15 protein-coding genes and 1 pseudogene are annotated in these 19,691 nt (G+C 71.6%); 8 read left to right on the plus strand and 8 right to left on the minus strand.

Translation table 11 applies throughout. The features are described 5' to 3' along the window. Positions 1-3 precede the first annotated feature (3 nt). A complete protein-coding gene (locus tag AB0I69_RS40415) occupies positions 4-1,989 on the minus strand; it encodes an amino acid transporter (RefSeq protein ID WP_363100769.1) in 1,986 nt (661 codons plus the stop codon). A gap of 122 nt (positions 1,990-2,111) precedes the next feature. On the opposite strand from AB0I69_RS40415, the gene AB0I69_RS40420 reads away from it, so the two are divergent. Together AB0I69_RS40420 and AB0I69_RS40425 are read left to right on the plus strand one after the other, a co-directional pair. After that, positions 2,112-2,405 carry a hypothetical protein gene (locus AB0I69_RS40420; protein WP_363100770.1) on the plus strand — a complete coding sequence of 98 codons (294 nt, stop codon included), beginning with the start codon at positions 2,112-2,114 and terminating at the stop codon, positions 2,403-2,405. 9 nt (positions 2,406-2,414) lie between these two features. Continuing rightward, complete coding sequence (locus AB0I69_RS40425) at positions 2,415-3,041, plus strand: YigZ family protein (RefSeq protein WP_363100771.1); 627 nt, start codon at positions 2,415-2,417, stop codon at positions 3,039-3,041. A gap of 24 nt (positions 3,042-3,065) precedes the next feature. Here the strand turns inward: AB0I69_RS40425 and AB0I69_RS40430 are convergent, their stop codons facing one another. Both AB0I69_RS40430 and AB0I69_RS40435 read right to left on the minus strand, forming a co-directional pair. Then, positions 3,066-4,976: a protein kinase gene (locus AB0I69_RS40430; protein WP_363100772.1), complete on the minus strand. Its 1,911-nt coding sequence runs from the start codon at positions 4,974-4,976 to the stop codon at positions 3,066-3,068. 187 nt (positions 4,977-5,163) lie between these two features. Further along, positions 5,164-5,883 carry an IclR family transcriptional regulator gene (locus tag AB0I69_RS40435; protein ID WP_363100773.1) on the minus strand — a complete coding sequence of 240 codons (720 nt, stop codon included), beginning with the start codon at positions 5,881-5,883 and terminating at the stop codon, positions 5,164-5,166. Positions 5,884-5,965: 82 nt separating this feature from the next. On the opposite strand from AB0I69_RS40435, the gene AB0I69_RS40440 reads away from it, so the two are divergent. Beyond that, positions 5,966-7,360, plus strand: a complete 1,395-nt coding sequence (locus AB0I69_RS40440; protein ID WP_363100774.1) for an MATE family efflux transporter — start codon at positions 5,966-5,968, stop codon at positions 7,358-7,360. Positions 7,361-7,368: 8 nt separating this feature from the next. On the opposite strand, the gene AB0I69_RS40445 is transcribed toward AB0I69_RS40440, so the two are convergent. Then, on the minus strand, positions 7,369-8,346 hold the full coding sequence (locus AB0I69_RS40445; protein WP_363100775.1) for a hypothetical protein: 978 nt from the start codon (positions 8,344-8,346) through the stop codon (positions 7,369-7,371). 586 nt (positions 8,347-8,932) lie between these two features. Between AB0I69_RS40445 and AB0I69_RS40450 the strand changes: the two genes are divergently transcribed. Then, positions 8,933-10,096: an exonuclease SbcCD subunit D gene (locus tag AB0I69_RS40450; RefSeq protein WP_363100776.1), complete on the plus strand. Its 1,164-nt coding sequence runs from the start codon at positions 8,933-8,935 to the stop codon at positions 10,094-10,096. A 34-nt stretch (positions 10,097-10,130) separates the two neighbouring features. Further along, on the plus strand, positions 10,131-13,121 hold the full coding sequence (locus AB0I69_RS40455; protein ID WP_363100777.1) for an SMC family ATPase: 2,991 nt from the start codon (positions 10,131-10,133) through the stop codon (positions 13,119-13,121). 11 nt (positions 13,122-13,132) lie between these two features. On the opposite strand, the gene AB0I69_RS40460 is transcribed toward AB0I69_RS40455, so the two are convergent. After that, positions 13,133-13,579, minus strand: a complete 447-nt coding sequence (locus AB0I69_RS40460; RefSeq protein WP_363100778.1) for an Lrp/AsnC family transcriptional regulator — start codon at positions 13,577-13,579, stop codon at positions 13,133-13,135. Between the two features lie 125 nt (positions 13,580-13,704). On the opposite strand from AB0I69_RS40460, the gene AB0I69_RS40465 reads away from it, so the two are divergent. Both AB0I69_RS40465 and AB0I69_RS40470 read left to right on the plus strand, forming a co-directional pair. Then, positions 13,705-14,202 (plus strand): rhodanese-like domain-containing protein, encoded by a 498-nt coding sequence (locus AB0I69_RS40465; RefSeq protein WP_363100779.1) that lies wholly within the window; start codon positions 13,705-13,707, stop codon positions 14,200-14,202. A 118-nt stretch (positions 14,203-14,320) separates the two neighbouring features. Continuing rightward, positions 14,321-14,839, plus strand: a complete 519-nt coding sequence (locus AB0I69_RS40470; RefSeq protein WP_363100780.1) for an immunity 21 family protein — start codon at positions 14,321-14,323, stop codon at positions 14,837-14,839. 96 nt (positions 14,840-14,935) lie between these two features. Here AB0I69_RS40470 and AB0I69_RS40475 read toward each other — a convergent pair whose 3' ends face one another. Together AB0I69_RS40475 and AB0I69_RS40480 are read right to left on the minus strand one after the other, a co-directional pair. Further along, the gene (locus AB0I69_RS40475; RefSeq protein ID WP_363100781.1) at positions 14,936-16,627 is read right to left on the minus strand and encodes a DUF885 domain-containing protein; all 1,692 of its coding nucleotides are present in this window, start codon (positions 16,625-16,627) and stop codon (positions 14,936-14,938) included. Between the two features lie 33 nt (positions 16,628-16,660). Beyond that, entirely contained in the window at positions 16,661-17,155 is a 495-nt protein-coding gene (locus AB0I69_RS40480) for an Lrp/AsnC family transcriptional regulator (protein ID WP_363100782.1), read from the minus strand. Between the two features lie 60 nt (positions 17,156-17,215). Between AB0I69_RS40480 and AB0I69_RS40485 the strand changes: the two genes are divergently transcribed. After that, on the plus strand, positions 17,216-18,487 hold the full coding sequence (locus AB0I69_RS40485; protein ID WP_363100783.1) for a PLP-dependent transferase: 1,272 nt from the start codon (positions 17,216-17,218) through the stop codon (positions 18,485-18,487). Here the strand turns inward: AB0I69_RS40485 and AB0I69_RS40490 are convergent. Then, a pseudogene (locus AB0I69_RS40490) lies at positions 18,456-19,550 on the minus strand (GNAT family N-acetyltransferase); the annotation flags it as partial. The gene AB0I69_RS40485 and the pseudogene AB0I69_RS40490 sit on opposite strands and share 32 nt — an antisense overlap. Between the last annotated feature and the right edge of the window lie 141 nt (positions 19,551-19,691).

The following is a 19,691-nucleotide window of genomic DNA, read 5'->3' on the forward strand; positions in this document are numbered from 1 at the left end:
CGGTCAGCCGACGTGGACGCGAGGCCGCCGGTGCCGGTCCGGCTCCGCGCGGCGCAGTACCTCGCGGGTGACCGGCGCGACCTCGCCGTCGCCGAACACCAGGAAACGGATCAGGAGGCTGACCGGGTTGCCCTCGGTCCAGTCGAAATAGGCGTGCGGGACCTCGCCGGTGCGGTCCCGCAGGGCCAGCAGGACCGCGGCGATCGAGTTGGGCACCGTGGGACCCTCGACCCGGAGCCGACGTACCCCGTACTTCTTGTCACCTTGCACGGCGATGTCCGCCGAGAAGTCGGAGGAGTCACGGACGATCACCTCCAGGAACAGCACGGGTCCACGGTCCGGCATGTGGGTGTGATCGCGCTGGCTGAACTCCTTGGCGCGGTACTCCCGACGGCTGTGCTCCTGCGGCTCGTTCGCGATCAGCCGCAGCGGGCCGCTGCGTGCCGCCTCGTCGATGAAACGGGCCGCCGTGTCGTCGAACGTGACCTGGGCGGCGCGCAGTTCGAAGGCGCGGTGCACCCGCGAACCGAACGACGTCACCAGGATCAGCACGATGAAGATCCCCGCGATCTTGATGCCGTCGGGTCGCTCGATGACATTCGTGACCAGCGTGTACGCGAACACCGCGGTGATCGTGCCGAACCCGAGCGTCGCCTTCCGGTGGCCCCGCTTGTGCACGGTGACCGTGGACGCGAAGGCCGCGGAGAGCATCAGCACCAGGACGCCGGTGGCGTATGCGCCGCTCTGCGCGTCGACGCTCGCGTGGAACCACAGGGTGATCAGGACGGCCGTCACCATGAAGACCAGCACCAGGGGGCGTACGGCTCGCGTCCACTCCGGCGCCATGCCGTAGCGCGGCAGATAACGCGGTACGAGGTTCAGCAGCCCGGCGAGCGCGGAGGCGCCCGCGAACCAGAGGATCGCGATCGTCGAGACGTCGTAGAACGTGCCGAAGACCTGGCCCAGATGCTCGTGCGCGAGATAGGCGAGCGCGCGCCCGTTCGCCGGGCCGCCCGTCTTGAACGCGCTCTGCGGGATCAGGATCGTCGTCGCCAGGCTGGACAGCAGCAGGAAACCGGACATGATCACGGCCGCCGTGGTGAGCAGCCTGCGGGTCTCCCGGATACGGCCCGTCGGCTTCGCGTACGTGTCCGTCGGATCACCCTTCACCTGCGGCATCACCGCCACACCCGTCTCGAAGCCGGACATGCCGAGCGCGAGTTTCGGGAACACGAGCAGCGCCACGCCGACCATCGCGAGCGGCGAGGAGTGCGCGGCCGTCATCGCGTCGGTCCAGTCGCCGATCTTCACCGGATGGCTCAGCACCTCCCAGGCGGACACCGCGAGCACCACCACGTTGAGCGAGAGATACACGCCCACCAGCACCACCGCGATCCCGATGGCCTCCCGGAACCCCTTCAGGAAGACCGCGCCCAGCGCGCCGACCAGCACCAGCGTGATCCAGGTGTTCTCGCCGTGCAGCCAGCCCGGCGCGAACGGGTTCTCCACCACATGCGCCGCCGCGTCCGCCGCCGACAGGGTGACCGTGATCATGAAGTCCGTCGCCGCGAAGCCCAGCAGCACCAGGACGAAGATCTTCCCCGACCACCACGGCAGCAGCCGCTCCAGCATGGCGATCGACCCTTCGCCGTGCGGAGACTCGTGCGCCACCCGCCGGTAGACCGGCAACGCCCCGAGCAGCGTCAGCCCGATCAGTACGACCGTCGCAAGCGGGGACAGCAGCCCGGCGGCGAGCGCGGCGATGCCCGGCTGATAGCCCAGCGTGGAGAAGTAGTCGACGCCGGTCAGACACATGACCCGCCACCACCGGTGCCCCTCGTGCTCCGGGTCCGGGGTGGCGTGCGGACCCGGATGCCGGGCGCTCTGCTCACTCAGCCCGTCCAGCAGCCAGGCCCGGCAGCGCTCCGCGGCGGACTCGGGACCCCCGGACCCCGCGCTCTCCGTCGGATCCACCTGCGCGCCGGTCATGCCGAGAACCCCCTGCGATCGGACGGTCGTGCCCGGGTGCCCGGGGCAACGAGGAGCGAGTATCCATCACATCGTCACCCGCACCCGGACCGGGGGCGACCCACGGTCCGTTCCGGAGTTGGGTGAGCGAACACAGTGACAAGGGGACCGCAGTGGAAGGCGGGCTTCTCGCCACCGACCTGGGGGCTCGGCTGTTCGCCTTCGGCTGCTATGCGGGTGAGACGGTCCGGATCGCCCTGGGCGGGCGCCGGGAAGCGGACGACGATGATCCGCGAGGCGAGATCAACATCCGGCTCCGTCTCCCCGACGGGTCTGTCGTGTGGCCGGTGCGGCGCCTGGTGAAGCGTTTCGCGAACGGTCCGGAGGACAGCATCGTCGACTACTGGGCGGCCCTCGGACCGTTGACGGCGAACTAGGCTGGCCGGATGCAGGACGAGTACCGCACAGTGGCCCGCCCGGGCGTGCACGAGACCGAGGTCAACCGCTCCCGCTTCCTGTGCGCCCTCGCCCCGGCGGCCACCGAACAGGAGGCCCAGGCCTTCGTCGCCCGCATCCGCAAGGAGCACACGGACGCCACCCACAACTGCTTCGCCTACGTCATCGGCGCCGACGCCGCGATCCAGAAGGCGAGCGACGACGGCGAACCCGGCGGCACCGCGGGCGTCCCCATGCTCCAGATGCTGCTGCGCCGCGACATGCGGTACGTCGTCGCCGTCGTCACCCGCTACTACGGCGGCGTGAAGCTCGGCGCGGGCGGCCTCATCAGGGCCTACGGCGGCTCGGTCGGCGAAGCCCTCGACACCCTCGGCACGATCACCCGCCGCCGCTTCCGCCTCGCCACGGTGACCGTCGACCACCAGCGGGCCGGCAAGGTACAGAACGACCTGCGCGCCACCGGCCGCGAGGTACGGGACGTCCGCTACGGCGAGGAGGTCACCATCGAGATCGGCCTGCCGGACGCCGAGGTGGACGCCTTCCGGGGCTGGCTGGCCGATGCCACGGCGGGGACGGCGGGGCTGGAACTGGGCGGCGAGGCGTACGGGGACGCATGAGTCCCGACGATTCCTGATGGTCTGTCAGGAGGGCCAGTTCCAGACCTGGTTGGAGCTGCCCGCGCAGCCGAAGGTCTGGACCGGCTGACCGTCCTTGCCCGATTCGGAAGCCTCCGCGTCCAGACAGAAACCGTCCGGGGCGCTGACCAGGGTCCCGGCGCCGCCCAGTTCCCACCGCTGCGCGCTCAGCCCGTCGCAGCTCCTGGCCCGGATCTTCGAGAAGTTCTGGCCGACCGTGTCGGCGTCCGCGTCCAGGCAGTCGTGGCTGCCCTGATTGACCACCAGATACTGGGAGTTGTGCCCGGGCACGCGGAACAGCGCCCACTTCTGGGGCGCCGTGCCATTGCACCCCCACACCTGTACGGCGCTGACGTGGGCGTCGAGGCACCGGGCGACACCGACGGCGTTGACGCTCTCGGTGACGGTCACCGAACCGGCCTGGACCGGTCCACGTGCCGTGCTGTACAGCAGCTTCTTGGTCTGCGCGTCGACCGTGCCGTTCACGGCGGTTCCGGCCTCGGTCTGGAACGCCTTCACCGCGTCGACCGTCGCCGCCCCGAACTCGCCGTCGACCGCGATGTGGAACCCATAACCGGCGAGGAGGAGTTGGAGCGCCTTCACACAGTCGCCGTGGGCGCCCGAGGCGAGCTCGGCGGCACAGGAGGAGTTCCGGATGTCGAGCTTCGCGGGGTCGTGGGAGACCGACGCACTCGACGGGCTCTGCGCCGCCCCGCCCTTGGCCGCGGGTACGGTCGTGGCCGTGCTGGGCGAACTGTTCGGCGCCGAGGGCGAGTTCTCCGGTACGGCAGCGGCAGCCGAGGACGTGTCCGGCCCGGAACCAGCCGTCGTCCCGGTGTCGTCGTGGTGCAGCAGCAGCGTCGCGGTGATGCCGGCGGCGACCAGGACGGCCGCCGCGGCGACCGACCCTGCGATCAACTTCCCGCGTTTTCCGGGCGTGTTCGCGTGTTTCCCGGGGGTGACGGGCGCGGCAGGCGCGGCCGGGGGTGCCGCGGCGGGTCCGGCCGCGGGTCGCTCGGCGGGGGAGGGCCTGCGCCCGGGGGAGACTCGTGGCGGGCTGCCGACCGGTGCGGACAGCTGATGCCCGATGGCCGTCCTGAACACCGCCTCGGGTAACGGCCGCAGCTCGGGGTCCTTGTCCAGGCAGGTGCGGATGAACGCGGCCAACTCCGCGTCGATGCCCGCGACCTTGTCGAGGACTTCCTCCCGGGGCGGATCGAACGCCACCCGGTGCAGCACGTCGACTCCCGTGCCCTCGCCGAACGGCGCCTCCCCGGCGACGGCGTAGGTGAGCGTGGAGGCGAGCGAGAAGACGTCGGAGGCGGCGGTCACCTCCTGGCCGCGGACCTGCTCCGGGGACATGTAGGCGGGAGTGCCCACGTTCTGGCCCGTGGCGGTGATCGAGGTGCCGTCGCCGGCCTGGACGACACCGAAGTCGATGACGCGGGCGCCGTCGGCACCCAGGATGACGTTGGACGGCTTGAGGTCGCGATGCACGATCCCCGCGCGCCAGATCGCCTCGATCGCGCGTCCCACGTCGGCCAGCAGCCGCCAGGCCCTCGCCGCGTCGACCGGCCCGCGCGCGTCGACCAGCTCGGAGAGCGTGGGCCCCGGTATGTACTCGGTGGCGACCCAGACCAGGTCCTCGTCACAGCCGCTGCCCAACAGCCGTACGATGTGCGCCCCTTGGATCCGGTCCAGGGCGCCGACCTCGCGCTCGAAGCGCTTGCGGAACAGCGGGTCCTCCGCGTACTCGGGCCGGATCACCTTCACGGCGGCCGGGCCCGTGCCGCCGGTGGTGTCGCGGCCCAGATAGACCCGGCCCATCCCGCCACTGCCGAGCACCGACAACAACCGGTAGGGGCCCGCCTGTCGGGGGTCGCTCTTCCGCAACTGGACGACGGGAGGCGGTTCCATCCCCGCCGCCGCATAGGCCAATGATGCGGACCGACCGCGGAACTCGACTGGCATGGGAACCCTGTGTCTCTCGCGTGGTGCGTGTGACGTGAGATTAGCGCAGCACGTGTGTGCGATAAGGGAGTTGGGTGTTTCCCACCACCGACTACTGCCCTGCTTGGGAGTGTGAGCCCGGTTCCCGGCCGCCCTATCGGTGATCCACGTCGCCCAGGCTGTGCGAGATCGAACGGGCGCAGGTCCTGACCGCGGAGACCAGCGCGTCGCGCACCCTGCCGTCCGTGCAGACGCGGTCGGCCGATCCCGTGACGCTCACCGCCGCGACGGCGGCCTTCCGCCTGTCGCGGATCGGTACCGCTATCGACGCCGTACCGTCCCGGGCGGGGTCGAGGACGCAGGCCCAGCCGCGGTCCCGCACGGCCTCCGGGCTGTTGCCGGGCTCCGCCGAACTGCCGCACGGTTCCGGCGCGTTGGCCTCCAGCACCGCGCCCAGAGCGGTGCCCTCGCACGACACGACCGTGCCGGTCTCCAGGACCTGCCGGGAGTTGTCGGGCCGCACGACGTGATGGACGATCAGTACGCCCGACCGGTGCGGCACGCCCACGTGCACCGCCTCTCCGGTACCCCGGGCCAGGTCGTCGGCCCAGGCCAGGGCGTGGGTCCGTAACTCGTGCGTCTGGAGGTAACTGCCGCCCAGCCGTGCCAACTCGGCGCCCAACCCGTACTTGCCGGACACCGGATCCTGCTCGACGAGCCCCTCCTGCTGAAGGGTGCGCAGGATGCCGTACACCGTTCCCTTCGGCAGTCCCAGCGAGGACGCGATGCCGGAGAGACCGAACCGTCCCTCACCGGTGGCCAACAGCCGCAGCAGCGCGGCGCCTCGGGACAGGGACTGGATGGGACCTGGCATGAGGTGAGTGTGCCATGCATCAATACCCTTGTGCAGTCGGGTACTTGAGGTGCCGGAGGGATCGAGACACGGTGGGGGCCGGATGACCGAGGACGCACTGAAGAGCCAACCGGAACAGCCGCAGGAGCCGCAACGGCCGGAAGGGAAGGACCACTCCGAGCGGCGGGCGATTCTCGGATTCAGCCTTCCGATGTCGGTCGCCAACTACGTCCAGCAGTCCTACCTGTTGGCCGACAGCATCATCGTGGGCCACTGCGTCGGCATCGACGGGCTGGCCGCCGTCGGTGCCGCGCAGCCGATCTTCTACCTCGTCAACGCCGTCTTCCTCGGACTGGTCGGCGGGTTCGCCATCCGGTTCGCGAGGATGACCGGATCCGGCCGTGCCGAGCGGCAGCAGGACGCCGTCATCGGCCTCGCGGCCTTCACCGTGGTCTGGGCCGCGCTGTGCGTCGGACTGGTCTTCGCCGCCACCGGCTTCTTCCTCGACGCGATGGGCATCCACGGCAGCGTGGCCGCCGGAAGCGCGACGTATCTGCGGACCCTGTCCCTCGGATTCGTCGGCATGTTCGGCATCGGCGCCCTGGGCGGCTTCCTCCGGGGGCTCGGCGACTCCCGCACGGTCATGTACATCATGGTGTTCAGCAGCCTGCTCAACATCGTCCTCGCCTGGACCTTCGTGGCCGTGCTCGGACTGGGGCTGCGCGGCGCGGCCCTCGGGACGGTGACGGCCGCCTCGCTCGCCTTCGTCGCCGGACTCGTACTGGTCGCCCGACGGCACGGCATCCACCGCTACCGCAGCAACTTCTCCGACCTGGCCCGGCAGGCGGGCTCCTCGCTGCGCCTCGGCTTCCCGGTCGGCATCCAGCACGTCATGCTCTCCCTCGGCACCATGGTCCTGACGTCACTGATCGCCCCGTTCGGCACGGCGGCGATAGCGGCCTTCAGCATCGCCGCCCGGCTGGAGGCCCTCGCCGGACGCTTCTACCTGGACCTGTCCGGCGCGGTGACCGTCTTCGTGGCCCGGCACACGGGCGCCGGCGACGCCGAGCGGGCCCGGCGGGTACTGCTCGAAGCGCTGCGGATCTGCCTGTGGGTGACGGTGGTGGAGTCCCTGTCGGTGATCCTGCTGCGGCACGGCATCGCCGGCGCGTTCACCACCGACGCGTCGGTCCGCGCGATCGTCGGCTCCTACATCGTCATGACCTATCCGTTCTTCCTCCTCTACTCGGCGATGGCGGTCGTCCACGGCTTCCTGAACGGCATCGGCCGGACCGTCTTCCCCCTGGTGTGCACGATGCTGTCGTTCCTGGTCGTCCGGGTCCCCACGGCGTCCCTCCTGAAGGGACCACTGGGTCTGGACGGCATCATCTGGGCGGTGCCGGTCGGCTGGTTCGTCGGCCTCGCCTACACCGCGTTCGCCGTACGCCGGTACGTCAAGGACCCCAGGCGGTTCACACCGTCCACGGGGAGCCCATGAAGTGGTGGTCAGTCGACCTCCGCCCCGGCGATGAGCGCATCGAGGGTCGTACGCAGCGCGGTCAGTTCGGCCGGGCTGGGGTCGGCCGGTTCGTGCGGCGTCAGTGCAGCGGGGTTGACCACGGGGGCGGTGCCCTCCGGACCGGGCGCAGCCATGGCACGGGCAAGGAGCGGGCCGTTGTCGGGGAGCGGGGTGCTCAGGCCGTCGCCGAGCCGACGCAGTGCGGCCGTGAGCGGGGGTTGCGGGAAGGGGAAGTCCGCGGGGAGCAGCTTGGCCTGCCGGGTGTGGTCGTCGCCGCGGAAGTCCAGGCTCCAGTTGTGCCAGCGCGGCAACGGCCAGTCGTGGATGCCGGCCACGGTCTCCACTGCCCAGAGCGAGACGGTGCGGGCCCGCGGGTCGAAATGGACGCCGCCGGAGGGCATGTCGGTGGGCACAGGGGTGGCCGGCGAGGCGACGATCCGGTCGATCAGGCCGGGGCCGGCGGCGAGGTGCTCGATGGGTTCCCAGTCACTGCCCCACGCGCGCACGCTTCCGTCGGGCAGGCGCAGGGAGACGACGGTGCTGGGCTCGGTGCACTCGGTGTCCGCGAACCCGGCAGGCTCGAAGATCTCGAACCAGCCCGGCGGGCGGGTCAGGTCCCGGCCGAGCCCCAGGTGGTGGGTCAGGTCACCCATGCCGTCGTGCGCGAAGCGGACGTCCCATCCGGGCCAGATCCGGGCCAGTACGGCACGGGCGGCCATGTGGTCGGCCCAGCTGTCCGCGAAGGCGAACCAGAGCAGGATCCGGCGGTCGTGGTCGACGAGTGCGGCGCCCTCGCACCACACGTCGTCGAGCCATTCGTCGATCTCCCGGTTGGCGCGGAAGCAGCGGGTCGCCGCGGCCGGACCGGGCAGCAGATCGTCGACCACCCGGCCGGCGGCCCAGTGCGAGTAGTACCGCTGCCAGGCCCCGTCCTCGACCACCACGTACTGCGCGCGTGCTCCCATGACCTGCGAGGCTAGTGCCGCTGGACGAAGGGCGACGAACGCTTTTCAGGCGACCGGCTCGGGCCGGTCGCCGGCGACTCGGTGAACGCCCGGGTCTTCTGCGATGTGAAGCGCAGCACGCGTCGACCGCTGTCGGTAAGGCATACAGCTCGCGCGAGGCAGCCGACGGAAGTCCGGCCAGGGAGGCGAGCGGGCGGCGGCGCTGCGATGCCCGGCGGTCGGATCCGAACGGCCCGAGAGCCAGCCGGAGTTGAGCGGACCGTCAGCACACCCATGCCGTAGCGCTGCGAGAAGAACGAGCCGCCGACGGCACGGACCTTCCCGGCTCGGACCAGGTCCGACGGAACGCCTGAACCTGCTGGCCGGCTGGTCCCGGACCCCACAGCGGAATTCAGGGACATTTCAGGCGATGGAGTGACGGATATCCGTAGGGGTCTGCCGGCCGGTGCCGGGCTGCGGTGTGAGGTCTGTGGGGAATCAGGTGCCGACAGGCGCTAGCGTGGTGGGTGCCGATCGGCGTTTCCGTGCTGGTCGGTGCTGGTTCCAGGGACATCACAGGGGGAAACGTGCAGGTCGACGCGATTACATGAGAATTCTGCACACTTCCGACTGGCACCTGGGCCGGGCGTTCCACCGCGTGAACATGCTCGACGCCCAGGCCGACTTCGTGGGCCATCTCGACACCACCGTGCGCGAGCGCGCCGTGGACGCGGTGGTCGTGTCGGGAGACGTGTACGACCGGGCGGTGCCGCCGCTGGCCGCCGTCGAACTGTTCGACGACACCCTGCACCGGCTCGCGGACCTGGGCGTGCCCACGGTGATGATCTCCGGGAACCACGACTCGGCCCGCCGCCTCGGTGTGGGCGCCGGTCTGATCGACCGCGCCGGCATCCACCTGCGGACCGAACCGTCGGCCTGCGGGACCCCCGTGGTCATTCCGGACACGTTCGGGGACGTCGCCTTCTACGGGCTGCCGTATCTCGAACCCGCCCTGGTGAAGGCCGAGTTCGAGGTGGAGAAGGCCGGGCATAAAGCGGTGCTCGCCGCCGCCATGGACCGGGTCCGTGCCGACCTCGCCACCCGCGCGCCCGGCACCCGTTCCGTGGTCCTCGCGCATGCCTTCGTCACCGGCGGCGAGGCCAGCGACAGCGAGCGCGACATCACCGTCGGCGGTGTCGCCGCCGTACCGGCCGGTGTCTTCGACGGGGTCGACTACGTGGCACTGGGGCACCTGCACGGCTCCCAGACGATCACCGGGCGCGTGCGCTACTCGGGCTCCCCGCTGCCCTACTCCTTCTCCGAGGCCGAGCACCGCAAGAGCATGTGGCTCGTCGACCTGGACGCCGACGGGTCCGTCACCGCCGAGCGCGTCGACTGCCCGGTGCCGCGCGAACTGGCCCGGATCCGGGGCACGTTGGAGGAACTCCTCGACGATCCGGACCTCGCACCGCACGAGGAGGCGTGGGTCGAGGCGACCCTCACCGACCCGGTGCGCCCGGCCGACCCCATGGCCCGGCTCACCGAGCGCTTCCCGCACACGCTCAGCCTCGTCTTCGACCCCGAGCGGGCTCCCGACGACCCCGACGTGTCCTACGCCCGGCGCCTCGCGGGCCGCAGCGACCAGGAGATCGCCGACGACTTCGTGGCCCATGTGCGCGGCGCCGGGCCCGACGAGGACGAACAGACCGTGCTGCAGGCCGCGTTCGACGCGGTGCGCGCGGACGCGGTGGTACGGGAGGTGGCGCCGTGAGCGGGTGGCGTGCTCGTGAAGGGAGTGGCGGCCGGTGAGACTGCACAGGCTCGACATCACCGCCTTCGGTCCCTTCGGCGGCTCCCAGACCGTCGACTTCGACGAACTGTCGTCCGCCGGCCTCTTCCTCCTGCACGGACCGACCGGCGCCGGCAAGACCTCCGTCCTCGACGCCGTCTGCTACGCGCTCTACGGCTCTGTCCCCGGCGTCCGCCAGAGCGGCCAGGGCCTCACCCTGCGCAGCGACCACGCGGCGGCCGGTACGCGCACCGAGGTCAGGCTCGAACTGACCGTCGCCGGGCGGCGGTTGGAGCTCACCCGGCAGCCGCCCTGGGCGCGCCCCAAGAAGCGCGGCACCGGCAGCACTCTGGACAAGGCGCAGAGCTGGCTGCGCGAGTACGACGCGACGGCAGGCGTCTGGAAGGACCTCAGCCGCTCGCACCAGGAGATCGGCGAGGAGATCACCCAGCTGCTCGGGATGAGCCGGGAGCAGTTCTGCCAGGTCGTGCTGCTGCCCCAGGGCGAGTTCGCGCGGTTCCTGCGCTCCGACGCCGAGGCACGCGGCAAGCTGCTCGGCCGGCTCTTCGACACGCACCGCTTCGCCGAGGTCGAGAAACGGCTCGCCGAGCGGCGACGCGCCACCGAGGCCCAAGTCCGCCAGGGCGACGCCGAGTTGCTCGCCGACGCGCACCGCATGCAGCAGGCCGCCGGGAACGCCATGGAGCTGCCGGACCTCGCTCCGGGTGAACCGGGCCTCGCCGACGAGGTGTTGACCGCGGCGGCCGTCGCGCGCAGCACCGCACGCGAACAACTGGCCATCGCGCACAGTGGGCTCACGGCCGCCGAGTCCGCCCAGGCCGCCGCCGACCGAACGCTGGCCGACGTCCGCGAACTGGCGCGCCTGCAACAGCGGTTCACGCAGGCGAGCGAGCGGGCCGCGCTCATGGAGGAGCGGGTCGAGGGCTACCGGCAGGCGCAGGCGCGCATGGAACGGGCCCGCAAGGCGGAGGCGGTGGCGCCGGCGCTGGAGCTGCGGGACGCCGCCGACCACGAGCACCGGGAGGCCGCCCGCGCCGAGGCACGCGCGCGTGACCCGCTGCCGGAGACCTTCGCGGGCGCCGGAGCGGCCGGCCTCGCCGCCGCCGCCCGCCGGGCCGCCGAGGAGCTGGGCGGCCTGGAGTCGGCCCGCCGCGCCGAGCAGCGGATCGCCGAACTCGCCGTCGAGCGGGCCGACTTGGACCGGCAGGAACGCGCCGACGAGGACGTACGGCAGGAGGCCGAGGCCTGGCTCGCCGAGTGGGACGCGACCCGCGCGGACCTGCGGACGCGGATCGAGTCGGCCCAGGAGGCCGCCAACCGGGCCGACCAGCTCGCCGTGCGCCGTGAACCCGCCGAGCGACGCCTCGGGGCCGCCCGGCAGCGGGACCAGTTCGCCGGTGACACGGAGGACGCCCAGCGGCAGGTGCTCGCCCTCGCCGAAAGCGCCGTCGAGGCCCGCACCCACTGGCTCGACCTCAAGGAACAGCGGCTGAACGGCATCGCCGCCGAACTCGCCGCCCACCTCACCGACGGCGAGCCCTGCGCCGTCTGCGGAGCCTCCGAACACCCCGCGCCCGCCCGCAAGTCCGCCGAACACGTCGACCGCGCCGCCGAGGAACAGGCCCTCGCCGCCCACCAGCGCACCGAGGAACAGCGCACCGAGGCCGAGCGCCGCCTGGGCGTCGTAAGGGAAGCGCTCGCCGCCGCCACCGCCGAGGGGGGTGACACGCCGACCGATCAACTCGCCGACGAATTCGCGGAGTTGGAGCGGCTGTACGAGCAGGCGCGCCGGGACGCGTCCTGGCTGCACCCCGCGACCGAGGAACTGCGGCGGGCCGAGCAGGAGCACGAGCGGCGGACCACCGTCCAGCAGCAGGCCGCCCTCAGAGCCGCCTCCCGCACGGCCCTGCGCGACACCCTGGACCGTGAACGCACCTCCCTGGAAGAGGAGTTGGCGCACACCCGGGGCACCGCCGACAGCGTGGCCACGCGCGCCGCCCAGCTGGAACGGCAGGCCGCGCTGCTCACCGACGCGGCCGAGGCCGTCCGTGGCGCCGAGGACACCGCGCAGCGCCTCAAGGACGCCGACGCCAGGCTCGCCGACGCCGCCTTCCGGGCCGGCTTCGACACCCCGCAGGCCGCGGCCGCCGCCCTGCTGGACGACACCGCCCATCGCGAACTCCAACGGCGCCTGGACGCCTGGCAGTCCGAGGAGGCCGCCGTACGGGCCGTCCTGGCGGAGACCGACACCGCGGCAGCCGCCCAGCAGCCGCCCGCCGACCTGGACACGGCCGAGCGCACCGCGACCGCGGCCGTGCAGCGGACACGTGAGGCGGCCTCCGCGCGCGACGCGGCGGCCCGGCGCTGCGCCGAACTCGACCGGCTCTCCGCCCGGTCGGCCGCCGGAGCACGTCAACTGGCCCCGCTGCGCGAGGAGTACGACCGGGTGGCCCGCCTCGCCGCCCTCACCGCGGGCACCTCGGCCGACAACGAACGCCGGATGCGCCTGGAGTCGTACGTCCTCGCCGCCCGCCTGGAACAGGTGGCCGCCGCCGCGACCGTACGGTTGCAGCGCATGTCGTCCGGCCGCTACACCCTCGTCCACTCCGACGACCGGGCCGGGCGCGGGCGCAGCGGACTCGGGCTGCATGTCGTCGACGCGTGGACGGGGCGGGAGCGGGACACGGCGACGCTGTCCGGCGGTGAGACGTTCTTCGCGTCGCTCGCCCTCGCGCTCGGGCTCGCGGACGTCGTCACCGACGAGGCCGGCGGGGTCCGCCTCGACACCCTCTTCATCGACGAGGGCTTCGGCAGCCTCGACGAGCAGACCCTCGACGAGGTCCTCGACGTCCTCGACTCCCTGCGCGAACGGGACCGCAGCGTCGGCATCGTCAGCCATGTCGCCGACCTGCGGCGGCGCATCCACGCGCAGCTGGAGGTCGTGAAGGGGAGGGACGGGTCGGCCGTACGGCAGCGCGGGCACTGACGCCCGTGAGGTCAGTGACCCAGCGGGCGGCGGGGGAGCGGTGAGGAGTAGACGACGCTGGTGGTGACCGATCCCAGGGCGCCGATCTTCCCCGACACCTCCTCCAGGTGGCGCATCGAGCGGGCCGCGACCTTGATCATGAAGCAGTCGTCGCCCGTGATGTGATGCGCCTCCAGGATCTCCGGCGTCGCCGCGACCAGGTCGTGGAAGGGCTTGTAGTTGCCGTTCGGATAGCGCAGCCGCACGAACGCCAGGATCGGCAGCCCCAGCCGCTCCGGGTCCACGACGGCCGCGTACCCCTGGATCACCCCCGCCTCCTCCAGCCGCCGCACCCGCTCGGTGACCGCGCTCGCGGACATGGAGACGGCACGGGCCAACTCGGCGAAACTGGCCCGGCCCTCCCGCTGCAGGACATCGAGGATGCGCCAGTCGGTGGCGTCCGGGGAATACGTGGTCATGGCCGATGAATAGCAGGGGAATCACCGGCCGATCAAGGGGTACGCCGGGAATCACCCCTTCAGGGACTCGATCGCGGACCGTAGATTTCTGGCCGTACCGCACACCCTCGGTGAAAGGCCGGACCATGAGCAGCAGCACCGCCGTCAACCCTGTTCCAGCCGTCAACCCTGTTCTACGGGTCGCCCCCGCCGCTCCTTCGACGGCCGCCGCCCACTTCCGCGCAAGCCTCGCCTTCCACGCCGATGTCTCCGACGTCGCCGCCGCGCTCGCGACGGACGGCGACCCCGGCTTCGTCGTCCTCGACTCCCGCTCCACCGAGTCCTGGGACCAGGGCCGCGTCCCCGGAGCGGTCCACCTCCCCACCGCACTCGTCCCCGAGCAGGCCGAGCGCATCCTCGACAAGTCCGTGCCGGTCGTGACGTATTGCTGGGGCCCGGGCTGCAACGGCGCCACCCGCGCTGCCCTCGCGCTCGCCGAACTCGGCTACCAGGTCAAGGAGATGCTCGGCGGCTTCGAGTACTGGGTGCGTGAGGGCTTCGAGTTCGAGACGTGGGAGGGGCGTGAGAGGCATGCGGTCGATTCGTTGACGGCGCCGGTGCGGGCGGGCGACTGCGGCTGCTGATTTCCGCACGGTGTCCTTCAACTCGGCACCCCAGTAGGTGAGTTCACACAGCGACCGCAGACGCGCAGGTCCCTCGAACCATGAACATGTGGGATCGCTGTGCGTGTAGGTTCTGCCCATGGCGCGATACGCGGAGCCGGACACGGCGGTGCAGTGGGTGGAGTCGGGCGGCGGGCCGCTCATAGCGGTACCGGAGACGGTGCTGCCGTTCTGGACGGGAGCCGACGGCGACGAACTGGCCTCGGACTACGACCGGGCGTGCGAGGTCGGCGGCTATGTCGGCCTGCTGCCCGTAGGGGACAGCGCGGCCCTGGTCCTGGGGGACGAACCCGCGTCGACCTCCTTCCTGCCGGACCACGGCACGTTCGTACGGTGGTGTGCCGCGAGCTCCGAGGACGAGGTGCTGGCCGGCGTGCCCGCCGCGCTCGCCACCGCGACCTGGGAGAACGAGGTGCAGTGGGACGTACCCGGACCGGTCGTCCTGTTCGACCCGGCATGGCCCGGGCGGGACTCCGAGGGCACGGAGCACCTGAAGGTCGACCTGGAGCCGGGACGCTACGCCGTCCGCGCGGGCCAGGCCCAGCCGGGCCCGGAGACCTGGCTCGGACTCGTCCAGCTGCGGCGACTTTCCAACTGACGGACGGCGGACGGGACTTCAGCACCCGGCGCCGTACGCGGACGGCGACCGCGCCCCGGACTCCCGGACCCGGCCGCCGACACGTCACCCGCCGCGTCAGAGCTGCGACAACTCGTCCACCAGGTCGTCCAGGCCCAGCGAACCCTGCGACAACGCGGCCATGTGCCACGCTTTCAGATCGAAGGCGTCGCCGTGCCGCCGCCGCGCGTTCTCCCGGCCCGACAGCCAGGCCCGCTGGCCGAGTTTGTAGCCGATGGCCTGGCCCGGGATCGTGAGGTAGCGGGTCAGTTCGCTCTCCACGAAGTCCGCCGGACGGCTGCTGTGCGCCCCGAAGAACTCCTGCGCCAGCTCGGGCGTCCACCGCTCACCGGGATGGAACGGCGAGTCCGCCGGAATCTCCAGCTCCAGGTGCATGCCGATGTCGACGATGATCCGGGTGGCCCGCATCATCTGCCCGTCGAGGAAGCCGAGTCGCTCCTCCGCGTCCTCCAAGTAGCCCAGCTCGTCCATCAGTTGCTCCGCGTACAGCGCCCAGCCCTCGGCGTTGGCACTGACCATGCCGACGGACGCCTGGTAGCGGGACAGGTCTTCGGCGACATGCGTCCACTGGGCGAGCTGGAGGTGATGGCCGGGGACGCCCTCGTGGTACCAGGTCGAGACGAGGTCGTAGACCGGGAACCGGGTCTGTCCCATCGTCGGCAGCCAGGTGCGGCCCGGACGGGAGAAGTCCTGCGAAGGCTGCGTGTAGTACGGCGCCGCCGAGCTGCCCGCGGGTGCGATGCGCGACTCCACCCGCCTTACCCGCTCGGCGAGTTCGAAGTGCGTGCCGTCCAGTTCCTCGATCGCCTTGTCCATCAGACCCTGGAGCCACTCGCGGACCTCGTCGACGCCCTCGATGTGCCGGCCGTGCTCGTCCAGGTGCGCGAGCGCCACCCACGGCGTTGTCGCGCCGGGCAGGATCTTCTCGGCCTCCTTCTCCATCTCGGCGAGCAGCCGACGGTACTCGGACCAGCCGTACGCGTACGCCTCGTCGAGGTCCAGCTCCGTACCGTTGTAGTAGCGCGCCCAGCGCGCGTACCGCTCACGGCCCACCGTGTTCGGCGCGCCCTCGATCGCCGGCGCGTACACCTCGCGCATCCAGTCCCGCAGCTCCACCAGGGCGGCGGTCGCCGCGCGGGCGGCCTCGTCCAGCTCGGCGCGCAGGGAGTCGGGACCGGCCGAGGCGAAGTCCTCGTACCAGCCGAGCCCCTGGCCGTCCGTGTCCGACCACTCGGTGAGCTGGCCGATGAAGGTGGCCGTCGGGCGCGGACCCGCGAACAGCTTGCGGTCCAGGCCCAGTTGGAGGGACTCGCGGTAGCCGGACAGCGCGGTCGGCACCGCGCGAAGCCGCTCGACGATCGCCGTCCAGTCCTCGTCGGTCTGCGCCGGTGTCACCGTGAACACGTCGCGCACGGCGTGCGCGGGCGTGTGCATGTTGCCGACCTCGCGCAGGCCCTCCTCGGTGTCGTGCACGCCGAGGGCGGCGGTCAGCCGCTCACGCAGCAGGCGCGCGCACCGGCGCTCGACATCGCTGTCCGCGCCGGGTCGGCGCTCGGCCTCGTCGAGCTTCGCGAGGGTCGCCCGCTGAAGCTCCGCGAGACCTTCCTGACCTGCGGGGGAGAGGTCGGGCAGGCGGCTCGAACTCTCCTTCACGCCGAGATACGTACCGATGACCGGGTTGAGGGCGATGAGGTCGTCGACATAGGCGTCGGCGACCTGCCGGGGCAGCGGAGTGTTGGTCTGCGACATGAGAACCATCCTCATACGCGGAACTCGTCCCCGTCACCCCGATTCAGCTACGGGCGTGGCAGGCGGCAGCAAAGGCCCGCAGTCCCACTGCTGGAAGATCAACCGGGTCTCGACCCGCGCCACTTCACGCTGCGACGTGAACTCGTCCAGCACCAGCCGCTGCAGGTCGGCCATGTCCGCGACGGCCACATGGACGAGATAGTCGTCGGGCCCGGTCAGATGGAACACGGTCCGCGACTCCGGCAGCACCCGGATCCGCTCCACGAACGGCCCCACCAACTCCCGCCGATGCGGCCTGACCTGCACCGACAGCAGCGCCTCCAGCCCGCGCCCCAACTTCGCCGGATCGAGCCGCAGTTGATGCCCGAGGATCACACCGGCCCGGCGCAGCCTCGCCACCCGGTCAAGACACGTCGACGGCGCGACCCCGACCTGCGCCGCGAGCTCGCGATACGTCGCCCGGGCGTCGTTCTGCAGCAACCGCAGCAGATGGAGATCCACCGGATCCAGTACGACAGATTCGGTCATCCATCGAACGTAACACGGGCCATCGGCCATCGATCCCGCTCGATGTTCATCCTTCCGGCCATGGACACCACGAGCCCGCACTACTCCCCGGTCCCGCGCGCACTGGCCACCGAAGCCGTGCACGCCGGCCGTGACGACCTCGCCCGGCAGGGCCTGCACGCCCCGCCGATCGACCTGTCGACGACCTACCCGTCGTACGACAGCCGTGGCGAGGCCGCCCGCATCGACGCCTTCGCCGCCACCGGCGCCGAACCCGACGGCCCGCCTGTCTACGGCCGCCTCGGCAACCCCACCGTCGCCCGCTTCGAAACCGCCCTCGCCCGCCTCGAAGGCACCGAGAGCGCCGTCGCCTTCGCCAGCGGCATGGCAGCCCTGACGGCGGTCCTGCTGGCGCGCGCCTCGACCGGGCTGCGCCACGTCGTGGCCGTACGACCCCTCTACGGCAGCAGCGACCACCTGCTCACCGCCGGGCTGCTCGGTTCCGAGGTGACCTGGACCGATCCGGCCGGAATCGCCGACGCGCTGCGCCCCGACACCGGTCTTGTCGTCGTCGAGTCCCCGGCCAACCCGACCCTGGCCGAACTCGACCTGCGCGCCGTCGCCCATGCGTGCGGCTCGGTCCCCCTCCTCGCGGACAACACCTTCGCCACACCCGTCCTGCAACGCCCCGCCGAACACGGCGCGCGCCTCGTCCTGCACAGCGCCACGAAATACCTCGGCGGGCACGGCGATGTGATGGCGGGAGTGGTGGCCTGCGACGAGGAGTTCGCCGGACGGCTGCGCCAAGTCCGGTTCGCCACGGGCGGCGTGCTGCATCCGCTGGCCGGCTATCTGCTGCTGCGCGGCCTCGCGACCCTGCCGGTACGGGTGCGGGCCGCGTCCGCCAACGCCGCCGAACTCGCCCGCCGCCTCACCGTCGACCCACGCGTGGCCCGCGTCCACTACCCGCGCATCGGCGGCGCGATGATCGCCTTCGAGGTCCACGGCGACCCCCACGAGGTCATCGCCGCCGTCCGCCTCATCACCCCGGCGGTGAGCCTCGGCAGCGTGGACAGCCTGATCCAACACCCGGCGTCGATCAGCCATCGGGTGGTGGAGGCGGAGGACAGGAGGGGTGCGGGTGTGAGTGATCGTTTGCTGAGGCTGTCGGTGGGCCTTGAGGATGTAGAGGACCTGTGGTCGGACTTGGATGGGGCGCTAGCGCCCCTCCCAAGGGGCGCGGGGCTGTGCTCATATGCGGCTTCGCCGCGGGGCGCGACCAGCCACAGCGCACCCGCACTCGCCGACGAAATCGCAGCTGCTACGGCGCTTCGGCCTTCCCGAACTCCGTAGCCTCTACAGCTCCCACAGCCGCACCCAGCCGAGCGGTGACAACCAACGTCCCCTCCTCGATCTGATAGTCGAGCGGCAACTCAAGCCCCCGCATCGCCGCAACCATCCCCGTGTTGGACGCCTGCGTCACGGCGTACACGCTCTCGCAACCGGCCTCGACGGCCATCGCCACGAGGCGTCCCAACAACTCGCTCCCAATACCGCGCCGTTGCCAGTCGTCCTCGACAAGCAGCGCCACCTCCGTCTCGTCCCCGTCCCACAACAGGTGCCCGAGCCCGACGATCCGCCCCGACGCCGTCTGCACGGCGAGCGTCCGCCCGAACCGCGGAGAGAGCAGGTGGTTGAGGTAGCGGTCGGCGTCACCGACCGGTCCGTGATAGCGCATGCCGAGCGTCCGAGCGGAGCAGCGCTCGTGCATCTCCCGCGCCGCGTCCAGATCGCCGGTGTCCGCGCGCCGTACGGTGATCGCGTTGCCCTCGGGCAGCGTCAGCACGTCCTGGCTGCGCGGGATGCGCGGACCGAGCCGGGCGTCCAGCTCGACCAGCGCCCGCGCTCGGGCGAACTCCGTGGGCGTGAACGGCAGATACGGCCGCTCCACTGTGATCACTCCGCCTTCCGGCGCCCGCAGCCGCATGATGGTGTCCTCCAGCGCTCCCTCCACCGGCACCGACTCCGGCCGGCGCCCCTTGCCCGCCACGGCGGCGGGCAGCGAACGGATGGTGCACCGGCCGAGCAACTGCCGCAGCGCCAGCGGCAGTTCCGCCGCGTCCAGGGCCGTGCGTGTGGCCAGGCCCAGGACCCGGGTCGGCGCGTCCACCAGGTCGTGGGCGTCGGCCCGCTCGATCCAGGTGCCCGAACCGCCGGCCAGCGACACCGCCCGGGTGATCTCGGACGCCGTGACCCCGCCCGGCGCCCGCAGCAGGAACTCGTCCACCGTGCCCTCGGCCAGCGGATGCGTCTGCAGACTCAGGATGTCGACCTCGCAGCCGGCCAGCGCCGTGCACAGCGCCGCCAGCGATCCCGGCGCGTCCTGCACCGTCGTCCGCATCCGCCACAGCGCGGCCACCCCGGCGACGGCCTCAGGCGCCGGGGATCCCTGCTCGGATCCTGATTCGGATCGGCGGCCATGTCGGGCAGGGCGACGTTCACAACCGTGACGTCCAGGATCAGCATGAACTGCGCCACGCAGAGCAGCGCCAGCAGA

Source organism: Streptomyces sp. NPDC050508, assembly GCF_040655155.1.
GTDB lineage: Bacteria > Actinomycetota > Actinomycetes > Streptomycetales > Streptomycetaceae > Streptomyces.

Bases quoted from the DNA above. Each gene is read 5' to 3' on its own strand.
- AB0I69_RS40415 (WP_363100769.1), bottom strand. From the start codon at position 1,989: ATGACCGGCGCGCAGGTGGATCCGACGGAGAGCGCGGGGTCCGGGGGT.
- AB0I69_RS40425 (WP_363100771.1), top strand. From the start codon at position 2,415: ATGCAGGACGAGTACCGCACAGTGGCCCGCCCGGGCGTGCACGAGACC.
- AB0I69_RS40430 (WP_363100772.1), bottom strand. From the start codon at position 4,976: ATGGAACCGCCTCCCGTCGTCCAGTTGCGGAAGAGCGACCCCCGACAG.
- AB0I69_RS40435 (WP_363100773.1), bottom strand. From the start codon at position 5,883: ATGCCAGGTCCCATCCAGTCCCTGTCCCGAGGCGCCGCGCTGCTGCGG.
- AB0I69_RS40440 (WP_363100774.1), top strand. From the start codon at position 5,966: ATGACCGAGGACGCACTGAAGAGCCAACCGGAACAGCCGCAGGAGCCG.
- AB0I69_RS40445 (WP_363100775.1), bottom strand. From the start codon at position 8,346: ATGGGAGCACGCGCGCAGTACGTGGTGGTCGAGGACGGGGCCTGGCAG.
- AB0I69_RS40450 (WP_363100776.1), top strand. From the start codon at position 8,933: ATGAGAATTCTGCACACTTCCGACTGGCACCTGGGCCGGGCGTTCCAC.
- AB0I69_RS40460 (WP_363100778.1), bottom strand. From the start codon at position 13,579: ATGACCACGTATTCCCCGGACGCCACCGACTGGCGCATCCTCGATGTC.
- AB0I69_RS40465 (WP_363100779.1), top strand. From the start codon at position 13,705: ATGAGCAGCAGCACCGCCGTCAACCCTGTTCCAGCCGTCAACCCTGTT.
- AB0I69_RS40470 (WP_363100780.1), top strand. From the start codon at position 14,321: ATGGCGCGATACGCGGAGCCGGACACGGCGGTGCAGTGGGTGGAGTCG.
- AB0I69_RS40475 (WP_363100781.1), bottom strand. From the start codon at position 16,627: ATGTCGCAGACCAACACTCCGCTGCCCCGGCAGGTCGCCGACGCCTAT.
- AB0I69_RS40480 (WP_363100782.1), bottom strand. From the start codon at position 17,155: ATGACCGAATCTGTCGTACTGGATCCGGTGGATCTCCATCTGCTGCGG.
- AB0I69_RS40485 (WP_363100783.1), top strand. From the start codon at position 17,216: ATGGACACCACGAGCCCGCACTACTCCCCGGTCCCGCGCGCACTGGCC.